The sequence below is a fragment of the Aeromonas mytilicola subsp. aquatica genome (assembly GCF_044336385.1).
Taxonomy (GTDB): domain Bacteria; phylum Pseudomonadota; class Gammaproteobacteria; order Enterobacterales; family Aeromonadaceae; genus Aeromonas; species Aeromonas rivipollensis.
Map to the genome: position 1 here is coordinate 3,102,089 of NZ_CP172298.1, position 23,895 is coordinate 3,125,983.

At 63.4% G+C, this 23,895-nt stretch carries 23 protein-coding genes; 15 read left to right on the top strand and 8 right to left on the bottom strand.

Features of this window, described 5'->3' with window-relative positions; translation table 11 throughout:
- The first annotated feature begins 46 nt into the window (after positions 1-46).
- Positions 47-1,465: an aminotransferase-like domain-containing protein gene (locus ACFWHB_RS14105; protein WP_395948696.1), complete on the top strand. Its 1,419-nt coding sequence runs from the start codon at positions 47-49 to the stop codon at positions 1,463-1,465.
- A gap of 59 nt (positions 1,466-1,524) precedes the next feature.
- Here ACFWHB_RS14105 and ACFWHB_RS14110 read toward each other — a convergent pair whose 3' ends face one another.
- Complete coding sequence (locus ACFWHB_RS14110; protein ID WP_139745907.1) at positions 1,525-2,178, bottom strand: tellurite resistance TerB family protein; 654 nt, start codon at positions 2,176-2,178, stop codon at positions 1,525-1,527.
- A 205-nt stretch (positions 2,179-2,383) separates the two neighbouring features.
- Here ACFWHB_RS14110 and ACFWHB_RS14115 point away from each other — a divergent pair, with 205 nt between their 5' ends.
- The 4 genes from ACFWHB_RS14115 (at position 2,384) to ACFWHB_RS14130 (ending at position 3,930) form a co-directional block, all read left to right on the top strand.
- Positions 2,384-2,686 (top strand): hypothetical protein, encoded by a 303-nt coding sequence (locus ACFWHB_RS14115; RefSeq protein WP_395948697.1) that lies wholly within the window; start codon positions 2,384-2,386, stop codon positions 2,684-2,686.
- A gap of 14 nt (positions 2,687-2,700) precedes the next feature.
- On the top strand, positions 2,701-3,171 hold the full coding sequence (locus ACFWHB_RS14120; protein WP_234567726.1) for an acyl-CoA thioesterase: 471 nt from the start codon (positions 2,701-2,703) through the stop codon (positions 3,169-3,171).
- Positions 3,172-3,257: 86 nt separating this feature from the next.
- Complete coding sequence (gene rsmS / locus ACFWHB_RS14125; protein ID WP_106887302.1) at positions 3,258-3,413, top strand: pleiotropic regulatory protein RsmS; 156 nt, start codon at positions 3,258-3,260, stop codon at positions 3,411-3,413.
- Between the two features lie 49 nt (positions 3,414-3,462).
- The gene (locus ACFWHB_RS14130; protein WP_395948698.1) at positions 3,463-3,930 is read left to right on the top strand and encodes a GyrI-like domain-containing protein; all 468 of its coding nucleotides are present in this window, start codon (positions 3,463-3,465) and stop codon (positions 3,928-3,930) included.
- Between the two features lie 21 nt (positions 3,931-3,951).
- On the opposite strand, the gene ACFWHB_RS14135 is transcribed toward ACFWHB_RS14130, so the two are convergent.
- Entirely contained in the window at positions 3,952-4,794 is an 843-nt protein-coding gene (locus ACFWHB_RS14135) for a LysR family transcriptional regulator (RefSeq protein WP_395950208.1), read from the bottom strand.
- 124 nt (positions 4,795-4,918) lie between these two features.
- Between ACFWHB_RS14135 and ACFWHB_RS14140 the strand changes: the two genes are divergently transcribed.
- Together ACFWHB_RS14140 and ACFWHB_RS14145 are read left to right on the top strand one after the other, a co-directional pair.
- Positions 4,919-5,422, top strand: a complete 504-nt coding sequence (locus ACFWHB_RS14140; protein ID WP_395948699.1) for a nucleoside deaminase — start codon at positions 4,919-4,921, stop codon at positions 5,420-5,422.
- On the top strand, positions 5,415-6,665 hold the full coding sequence (locus ACFWHB_RS14145; RefSeq protein ID WP_395948700.1) for a cyanate transporter: 1,251 nt from the start codon (positions 5,415-5,417) through the stop codon (positions 6,663-6,665). Before ACFWHB_RS14140 ends, ACFWHB_RS14145 begins: the two co-directional genes overlap by 8 nt.
- Before the next feature lie 43 nt (positions 6,666-6,708).
- On the opposite strand, the gene rluF is transcribed toward ACFWHB_RS14145, so the two are convergent.
- A complete protein-coding gene (gene rluF, locus ACFWHB_RS14150; RefSeq protein ID WP_395948701.1) occupies positions 6,709-7,719 on the bottom strand; it encodes a 23S rRNA pseudouridine(2604) synthase RluF in 1,011 nt (336 codons plus the stop codon).
- A 642-nt stretch (positions 7,720-8,361) separates the two neighbouring features.
- Here rluF and gdhA point away from each other — a divergent pair.
- Positions 8,362-9,705, top strand: a complete 1,344-nt coding sequence (gene gdhA, locus ACFWHB_RS14155; protein ID WP_395948702.1) for an NADP-specific glutamate dehydrogenase — start codon at positions 8,362-8,364, stop codon at positions 9,703-9,705.
- A 185-nt stretch (positions 9,706-9,890) separates the two neighbouring features.
- Complete coding sequence (locus tag ACFWHB_RS14160; RefSeq protein ID WP_395948703.1) at positions 9,891-10,106, top strand: DUF3955 domain-containing protein; 216 nt, start codon at positions 9,891-9,893, stop codon at positions 10,104-10,106.
- 13 nt (positions 10,107-10,119) lie between these two features.
- Here ACFWHB_RS14160 and ACFWHB_RS14165 read toward each other — a convergent pair whose 3' ends face one another.
- Both ACFWHB_RS14165 and ACFWHB_RS14170 read right to left on the bottom strand, forming a co-directional pair.
- Positions 10,120-10,488, bottom strand: a complete 369-nt coding sequence (locus tag ACFWHB_RS14165; protein WP_395948704.1) for a VOC family protein — start codon at positions 10,486-10,488, stop codon at positions 10,120-10,122.
- A 115-nt stretch (positions 10,489-10,603) separates the two neighbouring features.
- Positions 10,604-11,071 (bottom strand): hypothetical protein, encoded by a 468-nt coding sequence (locus ACFWHB_RS14170; RefSeq protein ID WP_395950209.1) that lies wholly within the window; start codon positions 11,069-11,071, stop codon positions 10,604-10,606.
- Positions 11,072-11,338: 267 nt separating this feature from the next.
- On the opposite strand from ACFWHB_RS14170, the gene ACFWHB_RS14175 reads away from it, so the two are divergent.
- The 3 genes from ACFWHB_RS14175 to ACFWHB_RS14185 all read left to right on the top strand — a co-directional run bounded on the left by ACFWHB_RS14175 (position 11,339) and on the right by ACFWHB_RS14185 (position 16,117).
- Positions 11,339-12,016 carry an HNH endonuclease gene (locus ACFWHB_RS14175; RefSeq protein ID WP_395948705.1) on the top strand — a complete coding sequence of 226 codons (678 nt, stop codon included), beginning with the start codon at positions 11,339-11,341 and terminating at the stop codon, positions 12,014-12,016.
- 385 nt (positions 12,017-12,401) lie between these two features.
- Positions 12,402-14,504 carry a putative bifunctional diguanylate cyclase/phosphodiesterase gene (locus ACFWHB_RS14180; RefSeq protein WP_395948706.1) on the top strand — a complete coding sequence of 701 codons (2,103 nt, stop codon included), beginning with the start codon at positions 12,402-12,404 and terminating at the stop codon, positions 14,502-14,504.
- A gap of 497 nt (positions 14,505-15,001) precedes the next feature.
- Positions 15,002-16,117 (top strand): LPS O-antigen chain length determinant protein WzzB, encoded by a 1,116-nt coding sequence (locus ACFWHB_RS14185; protein WP_395948707.1) that lies wholly within the window; start codon positions 15,002-15,004, stop codon positions 16,115-16,117.
- A 119-nt stretch (positions 16,118-16,236) separates the two neighbouring features.
- Here ACFWHB_RS14185 and speA read toward each other — a convergent pair whose 3' ends face one another.
- Positions 16,237-18,138 carry a biosynthetic arginine decarboxylase gene (speA, locus tag ACFWHB_RS14190; protein WP_111912556.1) on the bottom strand — a complete coding sequence of 634 codons (1,902 nt, stop codon included), beginning with the start codon at positions 18,136-18,138 and terminating at the stop codon, positions 16,237-16,239.
- On the opposite strand from speA, the gene ACFWHB_RS14195 reads away from it, so the two are divergent.
- The 3 genes from ACFWHB_RS14195 (at position 18,119) to ACFWHB_RS14205 (ending at position 22,299) form a co-directional block, all read left to right on the top strand.
- The gene (locus tag ACFWHB_RS14195; RefSeq protein ID WP_163138129.1) at positions 18,119-18,424 is read left to right on the top strand and encodes a hypothetical protein; all 306 of its coding nucleotides are present in this window, start codon (positions 18,119-18,121) and stop codon (positions 18,422-18,424) included. The two genes, speA and ACFWHB_RS14195, sit on opposite strands and share 20 nt — an antisense overlap.
- A gap of 774 nt (positions 18,425-19,198) precedes the next feature.
- Complete coding sequence (gene pepT / locus ACFWHB_RS14200) at positions 19,199-20,425, top strand: peptidase T (RefSeq protein ID WP_395948708.1); 1,227 nt, start codon at positions 19,199-19,201, stop codon at positions 20,423-20,425.
- Between the two features lie 146 nt (positions 20,426-20,571).
- Positions 20,572-22,299, top strand: a complete 1,728-nt coding sequence (locus ACFWHB_RS14205) for a lysophospholipid acyltransferase family protein (RefSeq protein WP_111912552.1) — start codon at positions 20,572-20,574, stop codon at positions 22,297-22,299.
- A gap of 66 nt (positions 22,300-22,365) precedes the next feature.
- On the opposite strand, the gene ACFWHB_RS14210 is transcribed toward ACFWHB_RS14205, so the two are convergent.
- Both ACFWHB_RS14210 and ACFWHB_RS14215 read right to left on the bottom strand, forming a co-directional pair.
- Positions 22,366-22,677 carry a SelT/SelW/SelH family protein gene (locus tag ACFWHB_RS14210; protein WP_234691847.1) on the bottom strand — a complete coding sequence of 104 codons (312 nt, stop codon included), beginning with the start codon at positions 22,675-22,677 and terminating at the stop codon, positions 22,366-22,368.
- On the bottom strand, positions 22,674-23,795 hold the full coding sequence (locus tag ACFWHB_RS14215) for an adenosylhomocysteinase (protein ID WP_163158007.1): 1,122 nt from the start codon (positions 23,793-23,795) through the stop codon (positions 22,674-22,676). The genes ACFWHB_RS14210 and ACFWHB_RS14215 overlap by 4 nt, the downstream gene beginning before the upstream one ends.
- Positions 23,796-23,895: the final 100 nt, after the last annotated feature.

A 23,895-nucleotide genomic window follows, 5' to 3' on the forward strand; every position in this document is an offset into this window, starting at 1 on the left:
CAGATGCAGTTATAGTGAAATCCACCTATAACAGTTAGGACACACCATGTCCCGTTACGGTCAGCTGGCTGCCTTGTTGCAACAGCAGATAGAGAGCGGCCTCTGGCAGCCGGGGGAGCGCATCCCCTCCATCCGCCAGAGCTGCAAGACCCATGACCTCAGCCCCATGACGGTGCTGCAGGCCTACCAGTTGCTCGAGAGCCGCGGCCTCATCCTGGCCAGGCCCCAGTCCGGCTACTACGTCAAGGCCGCTACCTCACCGCTGCAGGCGAGCGCTGCCCAGCAGGCCCACTACAGCGGCTCGGTGGACATCAACGATCTGGTGTTCGAGGTGTTGCAGGCGAGCAAGTCCCGGGAGCTGGTGCCGCTGGGGCTCGCGGTGGCGGATCCCGCCCTCTTCCCCCATCCCCAGCTCGGCCGGGCACTGGCGAGCTGCATGCGCCGCCTCGACCCCTTCAGCACTGTCGCCGACCTCCCCCCCGGCAACGAGGCGCTGCGCCGCGCCATCGCCCAGCGTTACGCCAGCGACGGCCTGGCGGTGGATCCCCAGGAGATCATCATCACCACAGGGGCCATGGAGGCCCTCTCCCTCAGCCTGCAGGTGTTGACCGAGCCCGGGGACTGGGTGGTGGTGGAATCCCCCACCTTCTACGGCGCCCTGCAGGCCATAGAGCGCTTGCAGCTCAAGGTGGTGGAAATCCCTGTGATCCCCGGGGTGGGCATAGATCTCGCCCTGCTCACCGAGGCCCTGGCCCAGCGTCCCATCAAGGCGTGCTGGCTGATGGGCAACGTCCAGCACCCCCTGGGCCACACCATGCCGGATGGCCACAAGCAGGGGCTGATGGCGCTGCTCAACGCCCATGAGGTGCCCCTGGTGGAGGACGACGTCTACGCCGAGCTCTACTTTGGCCGCGAGCGCCCCAGTCCCATCAAGCGCTGGGACGCCCGGGGCGACAGCCTGCTGTGCGGCTCCTGGACCAAGTGCCTGGCGCCGGGCTTTCGGGTCGGCTGGGTGGTGGCGGGGCCCCATGCCGAGCGCATCCAGCGGCTGCAACTGATGTCGACCCTCTCCACCAATGTGCCGAGCCAGCTGGCACTCGCCGACATGCTGCGCCAGGGCGGGGTGGATGCCCACTTTCGCCGCCTGCGCCACACCCTGGCCCAGCGCCAGCAGCAGATGCGGGCGGCCCTGCTGCGCCTCTTCCAGGACGAGGTGCGCATCTCGACCCCGAATGGCGGCTACTTCCTCTGGCTGACATTCGACGAGCGCCTCGACAGCCGGGCACTCTACGCCCAGGCGCTGGCCAGTGGTTTTTCACTGGCCCCCGGGGCCCTGTTCTCGAGTCAGGGCCAGCACAACCACTGCTTGCGCCTCAACAGCGCCCATCCCTGGAGCCCGGCGCTGGAGGCCGCCCTCACCCGGCTGGCGGCCCTGGTCCACCAGCAGCTCGCCCCCCATCAATAGACCACCAACAACAAGGCCCCATGACGGGGCCTTGTGGACAATCTTATGGCTGCCTGGGCTCAACCCGGCGCGCCCAGCTGGGCCACCTGGCGCTCTATGCTGGCTTTGAGGTTGTCATCGAGTTTGAGGGCACGGGCCAGCTCGTCGAGATAGCCGCGCTCCATGAAGTGATCCACCTCGACGGCGAGCAGGGAGGCGAGATAGACCTCGGTGGCCTGCTCCATGTCGGTCACTTCCCGGGCCAGGGCTTGCGGGTCCAGCGGGCGGGCCAGCTCGGCATCAATCCAGCGGGCGGCATCGGGTTGGCCCTGCTCGGTCAGGTACTGCTGGATCTTCTGACGCTCGTTGCCGTCGATGTGGCCGTCGGCCCGGGCCGCCGCCACCATGGCGCGCACCAGCAAGCTGGCGCGGGCATCCAGTTCGGCGCCCGCCAGCTCGTTGAGGGGATGGGGCGTGCCGGCCGCTGGCGCACTCTGGTTCTGCTGCCAGTCCTGATAGAGCTTGTAGGCCAGCCCGCCGAGGGCGGCCGCCCCGCCCACCGCCGCCACCTTGGTGCCGTACTTGCGCATATTCTTGTTGCCAAGCAGCAGCGCCATGGCCCCGGCGGCCAGCCCCCCCTGGGCCATGCCCTTCATCTGGGCCTTGCGCGTGTCACCGCCATCGTTGAGCCAGCCCTTGCCAGCTCCCATCAATTGCTCCAGCATCTGTTTCATGGGGCCTCCTCATTTGCATGAGCTGCCATGCTGGGCCGCCGCCGCTGAACTCAAGGTGAATAGATGCCCGCGCCCCGTTTGGTGCCGCTGACCCGCGGACTCTGGTTGGATGAGTCCTGGTCGCTGCGATTGTTATTGTCATCACTGGCCATTTCGGGGGCATAGCCCTGGGCATGGCGAGGCGCCCTTCGCAAGGAGACAACCCATGATGAAGCTGGTCATACTGCTGCTCGGTGGCACCCTCTCGGGCGGCCTGCTCGCCGCAACGCCGGACAGGAACACCCATCAGGCCGGGCTGGACAGAGCCTGTGACAACGCCCGGCAACAACAGACGATACAAGAGAGGCAGCAGCGCATCGATGCCTGCGTCAGGGCCGGGGGCAAGACGACCCGCTGCCAGCAGGAGTACGCCAGCCTCGGCCAGCGCACCGGCAATGAACGCCCCTATGTGTCATCCCTGCCTCCCTGCCAGCAGGCCGAGGCCTACCGCAAGAGTGACCGGCAATGAACCGAGGAGACGATATGACCCCACCCCACGAGCTGACCCTGCAATTTCTCGCCGAACCCGCCGACGTCAACTTCGGCGGCAAGGTCCATGGCGGCATGGTGATGAAGTGGATCGATCAGGCCGGCTACGCCTGCGCCGCCGGCTGGTGTGGCGGCTATGCCGTCACCGTCTATGTGGGGGGCATCCGCTTTTTGCGCCCCATCCAGATAGGCCAGCTGGTGGAGGTGCACGCCAAGGTGATCCACACAGGCACCACCAGCATGCACCTGGCCGTGGATGTCTACAGCCGCCACCCCACCGACCCTGCGCGCCACAAGACCACCCACTGCATCATCATCTTCGTGGCCATGGACGAGCACGGCAAGCCGAGCCCTGTGCCCCAATGGCAGCCGGTGAGCGAGCAGGATCTGAGCTTGCAACAGTACGCCAGGAAACTGATGGCCCTGCGCGAAGAGCTCGACAAGGAGATGCGCCAGCACATGTGAAGCCCTTCAAGCCCCGGGCACCCGGGGCGTGTCTTCACGGCCCGCGGCGCTATAATGGCGCCCACTCTGCCCCATGAGAAACCAAGATGTCACTGGAAACTGCCCCCCCCGAGGTCAAACTCGCGGTGGATCTGATAGAACTGCTGGAAACCAACCAGATTGCCCCGGATCTCGCCCTGGCGGCGCTCGCCATCGTCCGCCGGGACTATGAGCGCAAGCTCGAGGAAGGCCGGGCGCACTGACGTGTTCACCTAGACTCTGTCCCTTCACCCTTCCAACCCAGGAGGCCCCATGTCAGAACCCGTTCGCTTTGAAACCGGCAAGGCCATGCTGCTTGGCGGCCTGCGCCGCCATCACAGCTTCCAGCACGGCGACTTCGCCGGCCAGTGGCGCGACTTCAGCGCCCTTGGCCCCCTGCCGGGTCAACTGGGGGAGCACGCCTACGGCGTCATCTGCGCCGCCACTGCCACCGAGTGCGAATATATGTGCGCGGTGGAAGTCGCGGCGCTGGAGGTCTTGCCCAAGACCCTGGGCCGGATGCGGATCACTCCCCAGACCTATGCGGTCTTTCGCCATCTGGGCCATGTCGATGCCCTGCCCCAAACCTGGCAGCAGGCGCTGGCGTGGCTGGCGCACTCAGGCTACGAGTCGGCCCACCAGCCGGATTTTGAGCGCTACGGCGACGCCTTTGACCCGGATAGCGGCAGCGGCGAGGTGGAAATTTGGCTCGCCGTGGTGCCCAGACAATCCCTGGCCTGAGGCCTCGGGCCTGGCTTGTTCCTACCTGGGCCCCATCACCTCGTCACAGAGCGCGATCAGGGCCTCGCACAGCCGGCTGAGGGGCTCACTGTCTCCTGCTCCCAGGTGCAGGGCCAGCTCCACCGAGCGCACCGCAGGCCAGTCCACCAGCGCCACCTGATCGGGCTGCAGCAATCGGGCGGGCAGCAGGCTCACCCCTATGCCCGCGCTCACCGCCCCCTGCAGGCTGGCGAGGCTGGCACTCACGTAGGCGATGCGCCAGGGGATCCCCCTGGCATCCAGGGCATCGGTGATCTGGCGCCGATAGAGGCCTTCGCTCGGAAACACCACCAGGGGAACAGGCTCCCGCTGGCTGGCTGGCCAGTCGCGGCTGTCGACCCAGGCCAGCGGCTCGCGCCAGCGGGCGATGGGCTCCCCCTGCCCCCGCCCCTGCTTGATCAGCGCCAGATCCAGCTCCCCCCCTTCGAAGGCCTGCCACAGGACGTGGCTAAGACCGCTTTGCACCTCCAGCCTCACCTCGGGGTATTGCCGGGCGAAAGCCGCCAGCACAGCCGTCATGGCGCCGGCGGCGAAATCCTCGGGCACCCCAAGGCGCAGGGGGTGACTGGCCTCGCTCACCCGCTCCCCCGCCCGGGCCAGCAGCCCCAGGATGCGGCGCGCCAGCCCCAGCAGCGTCTCCCCCTGGGCAGTGGTCACCACCTGGCGGCCGGATCTGTCGAGCAGCGGGCAACCGAGCTGCTGCTCGAGGCGGCGCATCTGCTGGCTGATGGTGGACTGGGTCAGGTGCATCCGCTCGCCGGCACGGGTGAAACTGCCGGTTTCGACGATGGCAACAAAGCTCTGCAGCAGGTGGGGATCCAGCAAGGGTCGCTCCATGGGGGGATTCTCCATTTATAAAATCACTGAAAGTCATTTTATCATTTAATTTCCAAATGACTTGCGGGCCCGTTAGGCTGCCGTCACCCCCCTCTTTTCCCAGGATGATCCCATGTCACAGCCTCCCCAGTCCGGTGCCCGCCCAGTGAACTCCCTCAGTGCCGTCTCGGCCCCCAGCCATCAGGCATGGCTGGAGCAGACCCTGCAGCTGGCCCTGACCCACCGCCAGCAGGGGGGCCGCCCCTTCGCAGCCCTCTTGGTGCGAGACAACCAGCTGGTGGCGAGCGCCGTCAACCGCATGCTGGAAGCGGGGGATCCCAGCCGTCACGCCGAGCTGGAGGCGCTGCGGGAGGGGAGCCGCAAGGGCCCGCTCGCGGGTGCCATCGTCTATGCCAGCGGCCACCCCTGCCCCATGTGCCTCTGCGCCCTGGTGATGAACGGCATCAGCGCCGTCTACTACGCCTTCGACAATGAAGACGCCGCCCCCTTCGGCTTTGACAGCAGCGCGGCCTACACGGCGCTGCGCCTGCCGCTCTGCCCGCCGCCCCTGCCCCTCATCAAGTTGCCAAGCTCCATACCGGCCGCCGCCCTCTACGGCCCCCAGTCCCATGGTTAAGCGCCCGATCCCCTCCGGCAGCGGCGCCCTGCTGGTGCTGGTGGTGCTGATTGGCATCAACCTGCGCCCCTTCCTCACCGCCATAGGCCCCCTGGCGGGGCAGATAGACGCCCAGCTGGGCCTCGGCATGGACAGGCTGGCCTGGGTCACCCTGCTGCCGCTGCTGCTGATCGGGGTCGGCGTCCTGCTCACCCCGGCCCTGCTCCACAAGGCCGGGCCGCGCCCCTTGCTCGGGGCGGCCCTGTTGCTGCTGATGCTGGGCAGCGCCCTGCGCCTCAACCTGTCCAGCTGCGCCCTGCTCATCGCCAGCGCCGCCCTGTGCGGGCTGGGGTCGGCTCTGGTGCAGGGGACATTGCCCGGCCTCATCAAGGGGGCCTTTGCGGGCAAGGTGCCCCTGGTGATGGGGATCTTCTCGGCCTGCATGATGGGGGGCGGGGCGCTCGGCGCCGTGCTCACCCCCAGGGTCGCCCTGCACCTCGACTGGTCCCGGGCGCTGGCCCTCTGGAGCCTGCCGGTGCTGCTGGCCCTGCTCTGGCTCGGCTGGCGGGTGCGCCTGCCCGCCGCCGCGCTGCACTCCGCCCCATCAGGGGAGCCGCGGCTGATCGCGCTGCCCCGCGCCTGGCTGCTGATCGCCTGCTTCGGCATCATCAACAGCGGCTACGGCATAGTCGTGGCCTGGCTGGCCCCCGCCTACCTGGCGCTGGGATGGAGCCCCCAGCAGGGGGGCGAGCTGGTGGCCTGGCTGGCCCTGGCCCAGACCGCCAGCGGCCTGGGTCTGCCGCTGCTGGCGGCGCGCAAGGAGGACAGGCGCCCCTGGATGGGGCTGGCCATAGTGATGCAGGTGGCGGGCTTTGGCGGCCTCTGGCTCGCCCCGGAAGTAGCCCCCATCCTTTGGTGCCTGCTGTGCGGCGCAGGCCTTGGCGGCAGCTTCTCCCTCATCATGGTGATGGCGCTGGATCACCTGCCAGACCCCAGACGCGCCGGTAGCCTGAGCGCCCTGATGCAGGGATTTGGCTTCATCCTGGCGGCAACCGGCCCCTGGGTGGCAGCGCGCCTCCACCACCTGAGCGGTGACTTCGCCAGCGCCTGGCAGTGGCAGCTCGGCGGTTTGGTGCTGATGAGCCTGCTGGTGCTGCGCCTGAACCCGCGCCACTACGCTCGCGTGATGGGGGCCAGGGTGATGGGGCAGCCCGCCCCCCTCACCCAAAGGGGCCAGACCGTACAAAGCGATACACCGGCCTAGGGCCGGTGTATCGGGAGCACATCAGAGGACGATGAGGGGCGCACTAGCGCCCCTTCTTCTGCCGCCCGGCCTGGCTGGATCGCGGCTTGCCCGGGGTGGCTTTGCCGCCCTTGCTGGGGGCACCTTTAGCTGCGGCGGCTTTGCCTGCGCCACCTTTGCCAACAGTCCCCTTGCCTGCGGGGCTCTTCTTCTCGAAGGCTTCCGGGCCCGGCACATTGGGACGGCCGCCAATCTCGTGATCGTCGTCCCGGCGCGGCTTCTTGCCCTGGGCCGGTTTGGCGCTTTGCGCCGCCGGGGTCTTGGGTTTCTCCCCCTTGGCCGGTTTCACCTCGGAGGAGGAGTCTTCAATCAGCTTGAACAGCTCGATCAGCTCGTCGTCGGTGAGATCGCGCCACTCCCCCACCGGCAGCCCCTTGAGGCTGACGTTCATGATGCGGATGCGCTCGAGCTTGGTCACCTCGAAGCCGAAGTGCTCGCACATGCGGCGGATCTGGCGGTTCAGCCCCTGCACTAGGGTGATGCGGAACACGAAGGGGGCCTCGCGCTTCACCTTGCACTTCTTGGTGACGGCCCCGAGGATGGGCACCCCGGCCCCCATGCCCCGGATAAACTCATCCGTCACCGGCTTGTCGACGGTCACCAGATACTCTTTCTCGTGATCGTTGCCCGCCCGCAGTATCTTGTTCACCAGATCCCCGTGGTTGGTGAGGAAGATGAGCCCCTGGGAGTCCTTGTCGAGGCGCCCTATGGGGAAGATGCGGGTGCTGTGGTTGACGAAGTCGACTATGTTGTCCTTCTCTCCCGCCTCTGTGGTGGAGACTATGCCCACCGGCTTGTTCAGCACGATGAAGACCAGGCTGTCCGCTTCGCGCGCCTCAATCACCTGACCGTTGACCTTGACCAGATCCCCGGCAAACACCTGATCGCCGATCCCGGCCCGCTTGCCGTTGATATAGACATGGCCCTGCTCGATGAAGCGGTCGGCCTCGCGACGGGAGCAGATGCCGCTCTCGCTGATGTATTTGTTCAGGCGCATGGATTCATCGGCCAGCATGGGTCACCTGCCAGATCGTGGAGTTCAGAAGAAGTGTCGGCTGAGTCAGCCAGGTCATGGTCGGGTTAGTCTGCATACGGTTCCATCTACAAAAAGAATCTACAAAAGCATCTGCAAAAAAGTCTCTTCAAAAGGGCAAGGCTGCCCTTTCATCAATAAACCCATCAAAAAACGCCGCTACAGTAGCATATTGCGCCATCCCTTGCCCCGCCCCGTGCGCCGGATCCTGCAATCCGCCCCGAAGAGAACCGCCGCCCGGCGGATGCCGCCTCGCAGATAAGGCTCCCCTTACCCACTGGCCACTTCATCTTGCCCATGCTCTCGCCCTCCTCTCCCCTGCCCCGCCCAGCCTCGCCTGAAGCGACAGGCCAAGGGCCGCAGAGAGCGTCGAAGGATACCCATAGAGAGGGATGAACTAAAACTTGCTATTTATTGACCAAAAATGCATAAAAAGATTTTCGTCAGCGCGAATTATCATGCTCGCGTCGGCCATGTAGCGGCGTAACCGCCATCATTGTCGGCAATAGCCGCCACGAAACAAATTTTTATCCGTATTCACTTTCAACGTCGAATATAAAGCGGGGTACGGCGCCGACCCTTCTCTGGCAAGAGGCCAATTTCCCTTTATTACAGGAGTTACAGATGAGTCATTCCCTCTCTCAGGAGGCATTTCTGGCCCAGGTGGCCAGCCGCAACCCCCACCAACCCGAGTTCATCCAGGCCGTGAGCGAGGTGGTCGCCTCCATCTGGCCCTATGTGGAACGTCACCCCCGCTACCTGCAACACGGCCTGCTGGAGCGGCTGGTGGAGCCCGAGCGCCTCATCCAGTTTCGGGTGAGCTGGGTGAATGACCAGGGTCAGGTGCAGGTCAACCGCGGCTACCGCATCCAGCACAACAGCGCCATAGGTCCCTTCAAGGGGGGCATGCGCTTCCACCCCTCGGTGGATCTCTCGGTGCTCAAGTTCCTCGCCTTCGAGCAGACCTTCAAGAACGCCCTCACCACCCTGCCCATGGGGGGCGGCAAGGGGGGCAGCGATTTTGATCCCAAGGGCAAGAGCGAGGGGGAAGTGATGCGCTTCTGCCAGGCGCTGATGCTGGAGCTCTATCGCCATCTGGGTGCCAACACCGACGTGCCGGCCGGTGACATCGGGGTGGGCGGGCGCGAGGTGAGCTACATGGCGGGCATGATGAAGAAGCTCACCAACAGCGCCGAGTGCGTCTTCACCGGCAAGGGGCTCTCCTTTGGCGGCAGCCTGATCCGCCCGGAAGCCACCGGCTACGGCCTGCTCTATTTTGTCGAGGCCATGCTGGCCCACCGTGGCCAGTCCCTGGCCGGCATGCGAGTCTCGGTGTCGGGCTCGGGCAACGTCGCCCAATACGCCATCGAGAAGGCGATGGCGCTGGGCGCCTGTGTCATCAGCGCCTCCGACTCCGGTGGCACAGTCTACGATCCCGACGGCTTCACCCCCGAGAAGCTGGCCCGCCTGATGGAACTTAAAAACGAGCAGCGCAAGCGGGTGGCGGATTACGCCCATGAGCTGGGGCTGGAGTTCTTCACCGGTCGCACCCCCTGGCACCTGCAAGCGGACGTCGCCCTGCCCTGCGCCACCCAGAACGAGCTGGATGCAGAGGATGCCGTAGCCTTGGTCGCCAATGGGGTGCAACTGGTGGCCGAGGGGGCCAACATGCCCTCCAGCGCCGCCGCCATCAAGGTATTCCACGAGGCGCGGGTGCTGTTCGCCCCGGGCAAGGCCGCCAACGCCGGTGGGGTCGCCACCTCGGGCCTGGAGATGAGCCAGAATGCCCAGCGCCTCTCCTGGACCCGGGAGGAGGTGGACGCCCGCCTCAAGGGGATCATGACCAGCATCCACGCCACCTGTGTCCGTTATGGTCAGGATGACGACCATGTGAACTACGAAAGCGGCGCCAACATCGCCGGCTTCGTCAAGGTGGCCGACGCCATGCTGGCGCAAGGGGTCTGCTAGTCACGCCCTTCCCCGTGACATCCCCCAAAGCAACAGGGCAGCCCATGGCTGCCCTGTTGTGTTATCTGCATCGAGGTGGTTTTCATCAGGGCAATCGCAGGTAGTGTGCCCGGCGTCACTTCACGCTCGCTTCACCCAGCCATGACACCCTCACCCCTCTTCCATACGCGAACGAGGACAACGAGATGACAACGACCATAGGCGCCCTGCTGATCCTGGCCGGGCTCGGCTGCTTTGTGGCCTTCAACCTGCTTGGCACCACAGTGGATGCACAGGGATTGTTGCACGAGCCCTTTGTCCTGCTGCCCCTGGGCTATCTGCTGCTCTTCACCGGCATGGTGCTCAGCTTGCGCCCGCTACTGCGCAGGGCCCTCGCCAAAGGGGAAGAAAACCGGCCCTGATGCGTCAGGGGACTCAGCGATAGCGGCTGATCTCGATGAGGTTCTGATCCGGATCCAGGCAATAGACAGATTCGATGGGGCCGCAGGCACCGTTTTTCATCACGGGCCCCTCCACTATCTCGACCCCCTGGCTCGCCAGCTGGGCCATCACCTGATCCAGGGGCCAGCGGGTGATGAGGCAGAGATCCCCCGATCCCACCTGAGCTCGGTTGCGCGGCTCCTCCCCCAGCAGTTGCAGATTGATCTTCTGGTTGCCAAAGCGCAGGGCCCGGCGCCCGGCCCCGAAGGTGATGGGCTCCATCTTGAAGGCGCGGCTGTAAAAGGCCACCGCCCGCTCTATGTCGCTGACCGTCAATACCAGATGGTCGATATGGCTGATCATGCTTACTCCCTGTGGTAGTGATCGCCGCCCCATCATAGCCAGTCCCCTTGGCAAAGACTGTGCCTTGGCGCACATCCATTATCCCTAAGCATTTCTTTTATCAGGGGAATACGCCTTATCGCATGGCGGCACAGGCCTTGTCGCGCTGGGCAAGCAGGGCTTCGTCCTCGCTCTCCATGGCCGCCAGAATGGCCTGATTGCAGGCCCGCTCCGCGAGCTTCGCCGGGCTCTGCTTGGCATCGACGACCTCCGCAATCATGGGGCGATAGCCGATGGCGGCCGAGCAGTACATGGTGCGGTACTTAGGGAGCTGCCAGCTACTGTCATCCTGGCGCGATAAGTCATCGCACAGCTTGCCAAACAGCGCCCTTGCCTTGACCGTACACTGGCTAAAGCGCCGCACATCCTGTTCATAGGGACGGCAGACGCTGTTCTGTTTGATCTGCCAGAGCTGATAAGAGAAGGGGACTTGCTCCCCCTCATACTGCACCACCAGTGCCTTGACCTCGGTGCCATAGATATCCGTCACCTGCTGCTGCACCAAATTGAGATAAGCCGAAAAAAGGTAAGAAACCGGATCCATCACCACCTCCCTGTGGTTGGCTTTGGTGGAACTCAATCAACACCCACACCCCATTATTGGGCTCCGATGACACCCATCAGGCGGTGTAAAAACCAGCCTACTGATTTATCTATATAAATCCATTGATAAGACACATGTTTTTCGACTTTTCGGCTGAAGAATGGTGTCGATTGGATTAAGATGCGCACCATCAAATGCAACTCGGATGAAACCATCCTTATGCCTGAAGCTGCATAGGAGGGGGGTATCGGACGCTAGGAGTCGGCTTTGCGCAAGACATGGACGGAAGAAGAGTTAAGGGCAACGGTGGCCGCCTATCTGGATATGCACAGCAAGGCGTTGGATGGCATCCCCTTTGTCAAAAAGCACTATTACGCTGAGCTGGCGACACGCTTCGCACGCTCCGAGAAATCATTTGAATATCGGATGCAAAATATCTCTTACATCTGCGTCTTGATGGGCAGGGCTTGGGTCTCTGGATTAAAACCCGCCAAGCATGTTGGCCCAAAGCATGCGCCTATCATAGAGCGCCTGATCTGCGAGCTTGATGGCCAACCTTATACCGGGCAGGCCGAGTTCGAGCATCAGGTCATCCAATATAAGACAAAGCCCGTGCTCCCTCTTCCTCTTGGGACGCAGGAGCCAGCCCAGCGCTATGCCAGCACAATGAGTTATGTGAGGGATCCGCAGGTCAAAGCCTGGGTACTAGTGACCGCAGCCGCTAAATGTGAGTGTTGTGATGAGCAAGCTCCCTTTATCACGGCGACCGGGGAACCCTTTCTCGAGGTTCATCACCTGCGCACCTTGGCAGAAGGTGGCTCGGATACCGTCGGCAACACTGTCGCCCTCTGCCCCAACTGCCACCGCGAGCTGCACTATGGTGCCAACAAAGAGGCGCACCGAGATGCGCTTTACCAAAAGCTCCCAAGACTCCTCAGAGAGTAAGGGAGTCTGACACCTTGATCCCCATAGACTGCTCGCCCATGGCGAGCTGTCTGATTTGGATGCCTGCTCGCTCCCTTCACCACTTCTCCCCTCGGCGGACTACACAAACGCTGCGGCTCACCAAGGTATACGGGGCTGTGGCAGTGATCCCCTCCTGTCTATACCCCTCATTTTCACGCGGGAAAATTTGGAACCCGCCTTGGGACAAGGGGCGGGAGGACATTGCCATCAAGGGGTAAATTCAGTGTTTTTACTCTGATCCTGGGCCCATTTTGGTGCGTATAGCTGGCCGGTTTGGGGCACCTCTGGTGTACAATCTCCAGCCCGATTTTCCTCCCCAGCCCGGCCATGGCTCAGGCCGTTATCCATCCCAGAGTGAGTGACAGTGACCGCGACCCACCCCATGCTCGACAGTTATTACAGCCAGGATCTGGTGTTTTTCTCCATCCTGGTGGCGGTGCTCGCCTCTTACACGGCGCTGAATATGACGAGCCGGGTGAGCCAGAGCCGGGGACGGGCCGCCGCCCTCTGGCTCGCGGGGGGCGCCTTCGCCATGGGGCTTGGCATCTGGTCCATGCACTTCATCGGTATGCTCGCCTTCAACCTGCCCATAGCGCTGGGCTACGATCTGACCCTCACCGGCCTCTCCCTGGTGGCGGCCATCGGCTCCTCGGCCTTTGCGCTCTGGCTGGTGAGCCGCCCCGAGCTACCCTGGCGCCAGATCGCGGGGGGCGCCCTGCTGATGGGGGCCGGCATCGCCGCCATGCACTACATCGGCATGGCGGCCATGAAGATAGAGCCCGGTATTCACTACCACAGCGGGCTCTTCGTCCTCTCCATCCTGATTGCCGTGCTCGCCTCCGGCGCCGCGCTCTGGATTGCGTTTCGCCTGCGCAACAGCACACCGCGCGCCTTCTTTCGCAAGGCCCTCGCCTCCCTGGTCATGGGGGCCGCCATCATCGGCATGCACTACACCGGCATGGCGGCGGCCCAGTTCCCGGAAGGGAGCCTGTGCGGCGCCCTCTACACCGGCCTCAATACCCAGTGGCTCGCGACCGTCATCATCATAGTGACCCTGGCGGTGTTCGCCATCGCCCTGGTCCTCTCCCTGCTGGATGCCCACGCCGCCCGCCTCTCGACCTCCTTGCACCTGGCCCACGACGAGTTGCTCAAGCTGGCGCTCCATGACAGCCTGACCCGGCTGCCGAACCGGCTGCTGTTTGCCGACCGGCTGGAGCAGCGCATCCAGGAGTGCCAGCACAATCAGCGCAGCTTCTCCTTGCTGTTTCTCGATCTCGACGGCTTCAAGATCATCAATGATGCGCACGGTCACCACACCGGGGATCTGCTGCTGGCCGAGGTGGCGACAAGGATCACCGGGCTGCTCGGCGCCAGCGACACCGCCTCGCGCTTTGGCGGCGACGAGTTCGTGCTGGCCCTGGCGCCGGGGGACATCACCCAGACCACGGCCTTCGCCGAGCGGCTGCTGGCCACCCTGGCCCAGCCCTATCCCTGGGAGCATCACAGCCTGCACATCACCGCCAGCATCGGCATCGCCGTCTATCCCCAGGATGGCACCAGCCTGCACGAGCTGACCCTCAACGCCGATGCCGCCATGTACTACGCCAAGCAGCGGGGGCGCAACGACTACTACTACTTCGACAGCGCCATGAATGCCAACGCCCACCAGCAGTTCTTGCTGCAAAAGGAGCTGCGCCATGCCCTGGAGCGGGGGCAGCTGGCCCTGCACTATCAGCCCAAGTACGGCGCCCACAGCGGCGAGGTGGTCGGCGCCGAGGCGCTGCTGCGCTGGCAGCATCCGCACCATGGCGCCATCTCCCCGGCGAGCTTCCTGCCCCTGGCGGAGAAGACCCGGCTCATCATCCCTATCGGCAACTGGGTACTGGATGAGGCCTGCCGTCAGATGAGCCGCTGGCGAGAGGCGGGTCATCACGACTGGAGCGTGGCGGTGAACCTCTCCACCATACAGCTGGCCAGCCCCGGCTTGCTGGAAGAGGTGGAGGCCGCCCTCGCCCGCCACCGGCTCGAGGCACGCCACCTCACCCTGGAGATCACCGAATCCACCGCCATGGAGAACGCCGAGGAGAGCCTGGCCATCCTCAATCGCCTGGCAGAGCTTGGGCTTGGCATCTCCATCGATGATTTCGGCACCGGCTACTCCAGCCTGCTCTACCTCAAGCGCTTCCCCGCCAACGAGCTCAAGATAGACAGGGGCTTCGTCGCCACCCTGGCGCACGAGGGGGACGATGCCACCATCATCGGCGCCATCATAGCCCTGGGCCAGGCCCTGGGGATGCGCATAGTGGCCGAAGGGGTGGAGACCCCGGAGCAGCGCGCCCTGCTGACCCAGCTCGGCTGCGACACCCTGCAGGGCTATCTGCTGGGGCGCCCCATGCCGGGGGAGCAGCTGCTGGCCCACTGCAAGGCGCCACTCCCTACGCCTGAGTGGCACAGCCTGCCCGCCTGATCCTGCAAGGCGGGGGTTATCCCACGGCGCCATAGCTTCCCATCCTCTCACCCCTCCCCATGCCAGCCGATCCGGGTAGGGACCTGCGACCCAGTACAGTTCACGTACAGACAGTCGGTGCTCTAATCACTTGGCACCGCGTACGGCAGTGCAGCCCCCTTCTTGCTCACGGATATCCCATGGTACGACTGGAACAGATTGCCTGATCTGGCGCAGGCAGGGTGGCAAGGACAATTCCCCTCCCCCATCCACGGGACTGTGCCACAACAGATGACAACCTTGATCATCCTGATATGCAGCCGGGTTCAGCCAGTGCCACCACCATGGGCATCCAAGGCAGACAGCCACATAACCGACCAAGACACGCCATGTTCGAAAAGCCAATGGCAAATCAACCAGAGGCCACCCGGATCTCGTCCGTGCTGCTACCTTGCCTCCGACATTGGACCTGTGGGAATGAGCGCCAAATGCTACATGACATATATCGGTGACAATCTATGAGCCATTTGGCGACAAACGACAATAACACCCATAGAGCGGGTTATCCCTTGCAGATAACAAGGGCCGACGATGAAATAGATCTCTATACACTCTTCGCATTGTTGTGGCAGAAAAAGATCTGCATCCTTATTAGCGCATTGATCTGTGGCAGCATGGGATTATTGTATGCCATGGTCGCTCCCGAACAGTGGACGGCTCACGCCATCATATATAAACCCAAACAGCGAGACACGCTGGAGCTCGATCGCCTAAGAACCGCCCTCGACATTCAAGGATTGGCCGGCCCCAAGAGCAATAACGCCCTCTACAATGATTTTTTACTGGAATTCAAGTCTTACGACAATATCAGCAGCTATCTGCACGGCAGTTCCCAATTTAAACAATACGTAGTGGAACAGGACCTTGACCCTCTGGCGCAACAGCAATTATTGAGGACATGGTCAGAGCGGATGCTGCTCGAGCCTGCAGACAAGAAGGGGGAACAGCCAGGCATACGTCTCTCTTTTTCTTTCTTTAAAAAAGAGGAGGCAGCCTCACTTTTGACGGGATATATGAATTACATCGTTTCATTACAAAATAACGATCTGTGTGATGCCCTGGAAAATAATAGAAATAGCCAGCACAGTGCTCTCCAGCTCAGAATAAAGATGAAAACGGAAGACGCAAGACGCGAGCTGGCCAGAGAGATTGAGAACATTGAATACAGCATGAGTATCGCCAATGCCGCCGGGGTGAATAAACCATTGGAAAACTTCAGCTACGGTGATCGCTTCCCCATCATGCTCGGAAAAGAGGGGCTGGCTAAAAAACTGGCCATCCTCAAGTCACTCAAACCAGAAACATATATGCCGGAGATAATGGAGCTGAAGGTGCTGCTTGCCAGATTAGAAGGCATCCGCATTGATGCCCTGGCCTTTCGTCCATTCTCTTATCTGGATACCCCTGGCCAGCCATTGACGAGAGACAAGCCAAAACGTCCGCTGATCCTTGTCCTGGCCACCCTGCTGGGCGGGATGTTAGGGATGGCCCTGGTGCTGCTCCAGCACGCCTTCAGACAGGGCAGAAGCAAAGACGAGGATGCTCACCGGCCAACCCTGGCTAATCTGGGGTGACTTTCATCCTCTTGTAAACAGGTCATTGTGCTCCTTGCCAGAGAGACAACAAAAACGGCGCCCGAAGGCGCCGTTTTTCATTCCCGTCTTTTTACCGACGGGGCGAACCAGCCTGTGGCTTATTCGTCTTCCAGGTAGGCGTAGCCTTGCAGACCCAGCTCCAGCTCGTCGAGCAGGGCCTTGCGGGTCGCGTCGTCCAGCGCCGGGTGGGAGACGATCCGCTGGTAGTTCTCGCGGATCACGGAGGGGTCGATGTTGACGTAACGCAGCAGCTGGTCGACGGTGTCGCCACGCACCACGTTGCGAATGTCCATCTTGCCTTCCTCGTCCAGCCACACTTCCGCGCAGTGGGTATCACCGAACAGGTTGTGCAGATCCCCCAGGATCTCCTGGTAGGCACCCACCAGGAAGAAGCCGACGTGGCACTCTTCGTTCTCGCCGTACTCCGGCATCGGCAGTGTGCTCTCGACACCCAGGCCGTCGACGTAGTGCTCTACCTGACCGTCGGAGTCACAGGTGATGTCCATCAGGATGCCGCGGCGGGTGAGCGGACGCTCGAGGCCGGTGAGCGGCATCACGGGGAACACCTGACCTATGCCCCAGGCATCCGGCAGGGACTGGAACAGGGAGAAGTTCGCGAAGCACTTGTCTGCCAGCTTCTCGGAGAGCTCGTCGGCCAGGGCGCGGTGGTTGCGGTTGACCGGGTTGAGCAGCTCCTTGAGCGCCAGGCAGGTGTTCTGGTGCAGCATCTCGGCCCAGGCGCGCTGCTCCAGGTTCAAGAGACCCATGGTGAACTGGGCGTTCACATCCCCGAGGTCGGCCACGGAGTCGTGGAAGATCTCCAGCAGGGAGGGATCTTCACTGCGCAGGTCCAGCCAGCCTTTCCACATGTTCTGCAAAATGGTCGGGGCGTCTTCATCCGGCGCGTGGATGTCGTTCACTTCCACCCCTTCGGCACCAATCAGATTGGTGACCAGCACGGCGTGGTGGGCGGTCAAGGCACGGCCGGACTCGCTGATGATGGTCGGGTGCGGCAGGTCGAACTCGCGGCACACATCGCCTATGCCCCACACCACGTTGTTGGCGTATTCGGACAGGCTGTAGTTGGCGGAGCAGTGGCTCTGGGAGCGGGTGCCCTCATAGTCCACACCCAGGCCGCCGCCCACATCGACCACGTCGATGGGCACGCCGAGGCGACGCAGTTCGGCATAGAAGCGGCCGCACTCACGGATGCCGCCCTGGATGTCGCGGATGTTGGCTATCTGGGAGCCCAGGTGGAAGTGCAGCAGTTGCAGGCAGTCCAGCTTGCCGAGGCTGCGCAGACGCTCCACCAGCGCCAGGATCTGGGAGGCGGAGAGGCCGAACTTGGACATGGAGCCACCGCTCGATTCCCACATGCCGGAACCGGTGGAGGCGAGCTTGGCACGCACCCCTATGTTGGGCTTGATGTTGAGGCGAACTGACTCGTCCAGCACCATTTCCAGCTCGGAGGGTTTCTCCACCACTATGTAGACCTTGTGGCCCATCAGGTTGCCCAAGAGGGCGTGGCGGATGTATTCGCGGTCCTTGTAACCGTTGCAGACGATCACTGAGCCTTGCTCATGATGATGGGACAGCACGGCCAGCAGCTCCGGTTTGGAGCCGGCCTCCAGCCCAAGCCGCGGCTTGTCGCTGTAGGACTGACTGATGGTCTCGATGACGCGACGCTGCTGGTTTACCTTGATCGGGTAAACGCACAGGTAGTCCCCTTCATAGCCTGACTTCTCGATGGCCTGACCGAAGGCGTTGAACAACGCATCGACCCGGCTCTTGAGGATGTCGGGGAAACGCAGCAATACCGGGGTAGTCAGTCCGGACTGGCGCAGCTGTTCGATGGCCTCGGACAGCACTATATGCGCCCCGGGACGAGACTTGTCGGGGGAGACGGTCACATGACCGGCGTCATTGATATTGAAAAAACCCGCACCCCAGTAGGGAACGTTGTAGACCTTCAAGGAGTCCTTGCTGGACCAGTTAGTCATGGGCTATGCCTCGCAAATGAGCGGCCAGAAGGCCGCCTTCGTTACCCTCAATCACATCCAGACCATCGATTGCAACATGCGGCGAGCAAAGGCTGCCTGCGGGCACCCGGTGCGTCACGGCCAGCGGGGGAGGCATTATCGCCTGACCCTGGGCCTTGTCACAGCCAGATCCTCTATTGCACATCGCGGCAAGCCAAGGCTGCCTGGTGGATCTTGGGAAGTAACGAGTCTTGATGTGGGGCTGGTGGCTTTACATCAAGCTCAACGGTATGCGGTGCCACTCTAATGGGGCGCCGCGGTACTTTGATGACAACCGGCATCAGCCACGCCGTTCGTTCATCATTCGGCAGCCATCCCGACAGAAGGAGAGAGGTTCAAGGAAGAGAAGGGTAGACGTCAGCACGCACGCGTGTTGATAAACGACAACCACCACAGCCCGCTCAACGCCAGTGACCGCCCATGACAAGGGAAGATGATGAGCCGTTGGCCCACTCGGTCAGTAGGTGATGAGAGTCTGTTGTTCTCCCTGATACCGGAGCCTAACCGGTATTAAAGAAACCATTCCCCAGCAGTGTCTGTCGTTTCTGCGTGCCTCGCCCTATAGGCGTCTGATCCTGTCGGTGTCTGGCGGCCTCTGCCTGCTCAGGGTTACCCTCGGATCGGCGCGGAGTGTACACACTTACCGGCGCCACTGACAATAAAAAATCGTGTTAAAAAATGGGTTTTGATCGATGGGTCAAATCTTGCTGCCAGCAAGGCTGGCTCTGGGATCGCGAGGGATGAGGCCGCTCGGGATTGGCCCTGAAAATAACAGGGGAACCGGCCATTTTCCCCCACCCCTTGCCACTGCTGGGCCGGGGGGAAATTCAGCCCTTTCGCATATGCATTACCAGTTTTAAATTCGGAATTTTTATTCAAAATACTTTCAGGTTAGGCCCCCTCCCCCAGCGCCCCCCACGGGATCCCTGCCCAAGAAATTCATCAAAAAATGCGCTGACGCAATAATCAGGCTGGCCGTCTTGTCCACAATGGTCCCTCTTTTGTGGTTTGAGGCCTGCCAATGGATACCCTGCTTGAGCGTTTTCTGCGTTACCTGACTTTTCATACCCGCTCCGATGCGACCAATCCTGCCTGCCCCAGCAGCGAGGGCCAGCTCCTCTTCGCCCGCGCCCTCTTCGAGGAGATGACCCAGCTGGGGCTGACCCAGGTCACCCTGGATGAACACGGCTATCTCACCGCCTGCCTGCCGGGCAACCAGCCAGAGGCGCCGGCCATCGGGCTCATCGCCCACATGGATACCGCCGATTACGAAGCCGGGCAGGTGGTGCCCCAGATAGTCGAGCACTATCAGGGGGGCGACATCTGCCTTGGCAAGGGGGACGAGGTGCTGGCCATTCGCCAGTACCGCTGCCTGAAAAACTACCTGGGGCAGGATCTCATCACCACGGACGGCACTACCCTGCTGGGGGCCGACGACAAGGCGGGCATCGCCGAGATCCTCACCGCCGTGGAATACCTGCAGGCTCACCCCGAGATCCCCCGCGGGGATCTCTGGATAGGCTTCACCCCGGACGAGGAGATAGGCCGCGGCGCCGATCTGTTCCCCCTGGACAGATTCCCGGCCAAATGGGCCTATACCGTCGATGGGGGTGAACTGGGCGAACTGGAGTATGAAAACTTCAACGCCGCCAGTGCCACCGTGCGCATCACAGGCAACAACGTGCACCCCGGCACCGCCAAGGGCAGCATGATCAACAGCCAGACCCTGGCCGCCCGCTTCCACGCCGAGATGCCCCCCGAGCAGACTCCGGAGTGCACGGCAGGGTATGAGGGCTTCTTCCACCTCGCCCGGATGGAGGGCACAGTGGAGCAGAGCACACTGCACTACCTCATCCGCGACTTCGACGATGACCACTTCGCCGCCCGCAAGGCCCAGCTCAAGGAGCGGGTCGCCTCCCTGCAGCTCGACTGCCCCAAGGCGCGCATCGAGCTGACGATAGAGGACAACTACCGCAACATGCGCAGCCAGATAGCGCCGCACATGCACATCATCACGCTTGCCAGGGCCGCCATGGAGGCCGCCGACGTGGTCCCCAAGATCAAGCCCATCCGCGGCGGCACCGACGGCGCCCGCCTCTCCTTTATGGGACTGCCCTGCCCCAACCTCTTCACCGGCGGTCACAACTTCCACGGCAAGCACGAGTTCATCCCGCTGCAATCCATGGAGAAGGCGGTCGCCACCCTGGTGGCCCTGGTGCGGCTCACCTCGGCCTGGCGGGAGCAGTGACGCCGTCCTGAAGGCCGGGCCGGATAAGAGCAGTAACGGCGACATGAGCGGGGCCCTGCGCCCCTATCATCAAACCGTCACACCGCTGCCACAAAGGGGAAACCGGGGGACGGCACCCTGAGGCAACGTTCCGCGGAGCCTTGCCCATGTTCAACGTCGATACCCTGCTGGGGCAGCATCTGCCCCGCCTCACCAGCCAACCCCTGATCCGTCCCCTGCTCCGGCAGGGGCTGCGCTGGCTGCTCAACGAGGAGGCCTTCGCCCAGTTTGCCGAGCGCCATCCTCACCTGCGCGGCCTCGATTTCGTCGAGCAGGCCCTCGCCACCCTCGATTTTGACTACAGGGTGAGCGAGGCCGAGCTCGAGAACATCCCCGCCAGCGGCCGGGTCATGATAGTCGCGAACCACCCCATAGGATCCCTGGACGGGCTGGCCCTGCTGCGCCTGCTCGGCCGCATCCGCCCCGACGTCAAGATAGTGGCCAACCAGCTGCTGGCGGAGATCCGCCCCCTGCGTCCCCTGCTGCTGCCGGTGGACAACCTGGGGGGCAAGACCGACAGGCGCGCCATCCTGGCCATGGGGGAGCACCTGGCCCAGGAGGGCGCCCTCATCATCTTCCCCGCCGGCGAAGTGTCGCGCCTCGGCCCCAAGGGGGTGAAGGACGGCCCCTGGCAGGGGGGCTTCATCAAGCTCGCCAGGCGCACCCGCACCCCGCTGGTGCCCATCCATCTGGACGGGCGCAACGGCCTCCCCTTCTATCTCGCCTCCTGGCTCCACAAGCCCGCCTCCGCCCTGCTGCTGGTGCGCCAGCTGTTTCGCCAGCAGGGACGGCGCATCTCCCTCACCCTGGGGGAGCGCATCCCACCCCAGAGTCTCGGGGAACTCGCCCCCAAGACAGCGGCCGCCCTGGTGCGCCGCCACCTCTATCGCCTCGGCAAGGGGAAGAGGGGCCCCCTGGCGACCGAGGCCCCCATAGCCCTGCCGGAGGAGCGCCGTCAGCTCAAGCAGGCCATGGACGGCTGCGAGCTGCTCGGACAGACCCCGGATGGCCAGCGCATCCTGCTCTATCGCCGCCACGAGCAGGGCCATTCGGTGATACTGCGCGAGCTGGGGCGGCTGCGGGAGATCGCCTTTCGCGCCGTGGGGGAAGGCTCGGGCAGACGGCGGGATCTCGATGCCTTCGACGATGACTACCACCATCTGATCCTCTGGGATCCGACCCGCCTCGACATCATAGGGGCCTACCGCTTCGCCCCCGTGGCCGAGCTGCTGGCACGCAAAGGGGTGAGCGGCCTCTACAGCCACACCCTGTTCGGGTTTGAAGAGAGGCTGCTGCCCCGGCTGGAGCAGGCCATCGAGCTTGGCCGCAGCTTCATCCAGCCCGCCTACTGGGGCAAGCGGGGGCTCGACTACCTCTGGTTCGGCATAGGGGCCTACCTGGCCCGCTACCCCCAGTATCGGTATCTGTTCGGGCCTGTGACCCTCTCCGGCAGCCTGCCGCCGGCAGCCAAGGATCTGCTGGTGGGCTTCTACCGCCAGCACTTTGCCCCCGAGCTTGCCCTTGCGCCCTCGCGCCGCCCCTATCCCGAGACGGCGCCCCTGTTCGAGGGGGCCGATTACGGTGCCGATCTCAAGGCGCTCAAGGCCCGCCTCGACCACCTGGGCTGCGCCATCCCCACCCTCTACAAGCAGTATTCCGAGCTGTGCGAGCCGGGGGGCGTGCAGTTCATGGACTTCGGCATAGACCCTGACTTCAACCACTGCATCGACGGCCTGGTGTGGGTGGACGTGAGCCGCATCAAGCCCCACAAGCGGGCCCGCTACATAGGTTCTCCCGCGAGCGGGACCGACGCCCCGTCGTCTGCCGCCGCCTGATCCCCCGGGCAAAAAAAGAGAGGGAGGCCTGCACCTCCCTCTCTCGTTCAACCCCTTGTCCCTCACCTACTCGGTGGCAGGCTTGCGATCGGCGTGACCAAGATCGCGCTCCGGGGCTATGATGTCGCGCACCCGCTGCTTGATCTCTTTCGCCTCGGGGAAGCCCTCATCGGCCACCCTGTCCCACACCTGTATCCCGTTGACCAGGATGCGAAACTCCCCCTTGCTGGCGGGCACCAGCGCCACCTCGCCGAGATCGCTGTCAAAGGTGGAGAGCAGCTCCTGGGCCAGCCAGGCGGCGCGCAGCATCCAGCGGCAGAGGGTGCAGTAGCGGATCTCGATGCGCGGCTTGCTGACCGGGGTCTGTGGTTCTGTCATGCGATGACTCCATGAAAATCGGTTAACCAGTGGCGGGCTATGGTCTGCATGGTGGCCTGGGGCAGCTCGAGCAGGCCGGGGGCAGGACTCTGCCCGGCCAGCTGGTGCACCCCTTCGATGATCTCCGCCAGCACCAGATAGACGTACTCGCCGATGACGGCGCCGTGGACGAAGTTCACCGCCTCGCCGCGATTGAGCAGGAAGATGGTGCTGCCATCCGGGCGCGTGAGCGCCAGCACATGGGGGCACACCTCCTCGCTCGGCCAGGGCAACTGGGAGAGGCAGAAGGCGAACTCGTCATCCGCCGAGGTGACAGAGGCCACCATGGCGCCGGGGCGCAGCGCCTGCAAGTCGGCGATGTCCAGGGCCCCGTTGCCGGTGCAGCAGATCACCAGCTCGGCGCGGCCGAGGGCCTCGGCCTTGTTCACCAGCTTGAAGCCGTGGGAGAGCGCCTCCACCTGGCGCAGGGCATCCGTCTCCACCAGCTCCAGATGCAGGTTGCGGCAGCGCAGCTCGCGGGCGATGCTGCGCCCCACCTTGCCATAGCCAAACAAGGCGGCCTGGCAGACGTTGAAGGTACGCCTCAGGGTGCGCGCCAGGGACTCGGCGGAGTAGACCACACTCAGGCCGATCTGGATGTCTTCCGCCTGCTTGAGGGGGCTGCGCGCCACCGAGATGACGGGGGCGGCCAGCAGCTCCTGTTCGTAGCGCTGATGGCCATTCTCTGTCATCTCCACCACCCCGAGAAAGCGTTCGCCGAAGTGTTCAGAGAGTACCGCCTGGGTCTTGGCGAAGTAGCCGCCTATGTCCAGGATGATGAGCCGCTCATGCTCCCGCACCAGGGGGGCAATCTGGGCAATGACGCCCTCGGGATCCGAGGTCCAGTGGCGATTGAGGGGCAGCACTGGGTAGTGCTGCTGGGCCCAGGCCAGGGTCGGTCCGTGCACGGACTTGGGTTTGGGCAGGATGGCGCCGACCCGCCCCACCCGGTCGAGCACCTGGATGAAATGGGGTCGGTCCGGGAGCAGGTGGGTCACCAGCAGAATGCAGAGATCCCCGAGGCGTCCCTGCTCGGTGAAATGGCGAAAAAACAGATGCTCAGATCCCTGACTGCGCAACTGTGGCCTCCTTAGCGTGCCGCGAGAAAGCAGGCAAACAGAACCCGGCATAGCCGGGTTCTGTGTGTGTCCAGATAATTGAAAATCCTTTTTATCTGAA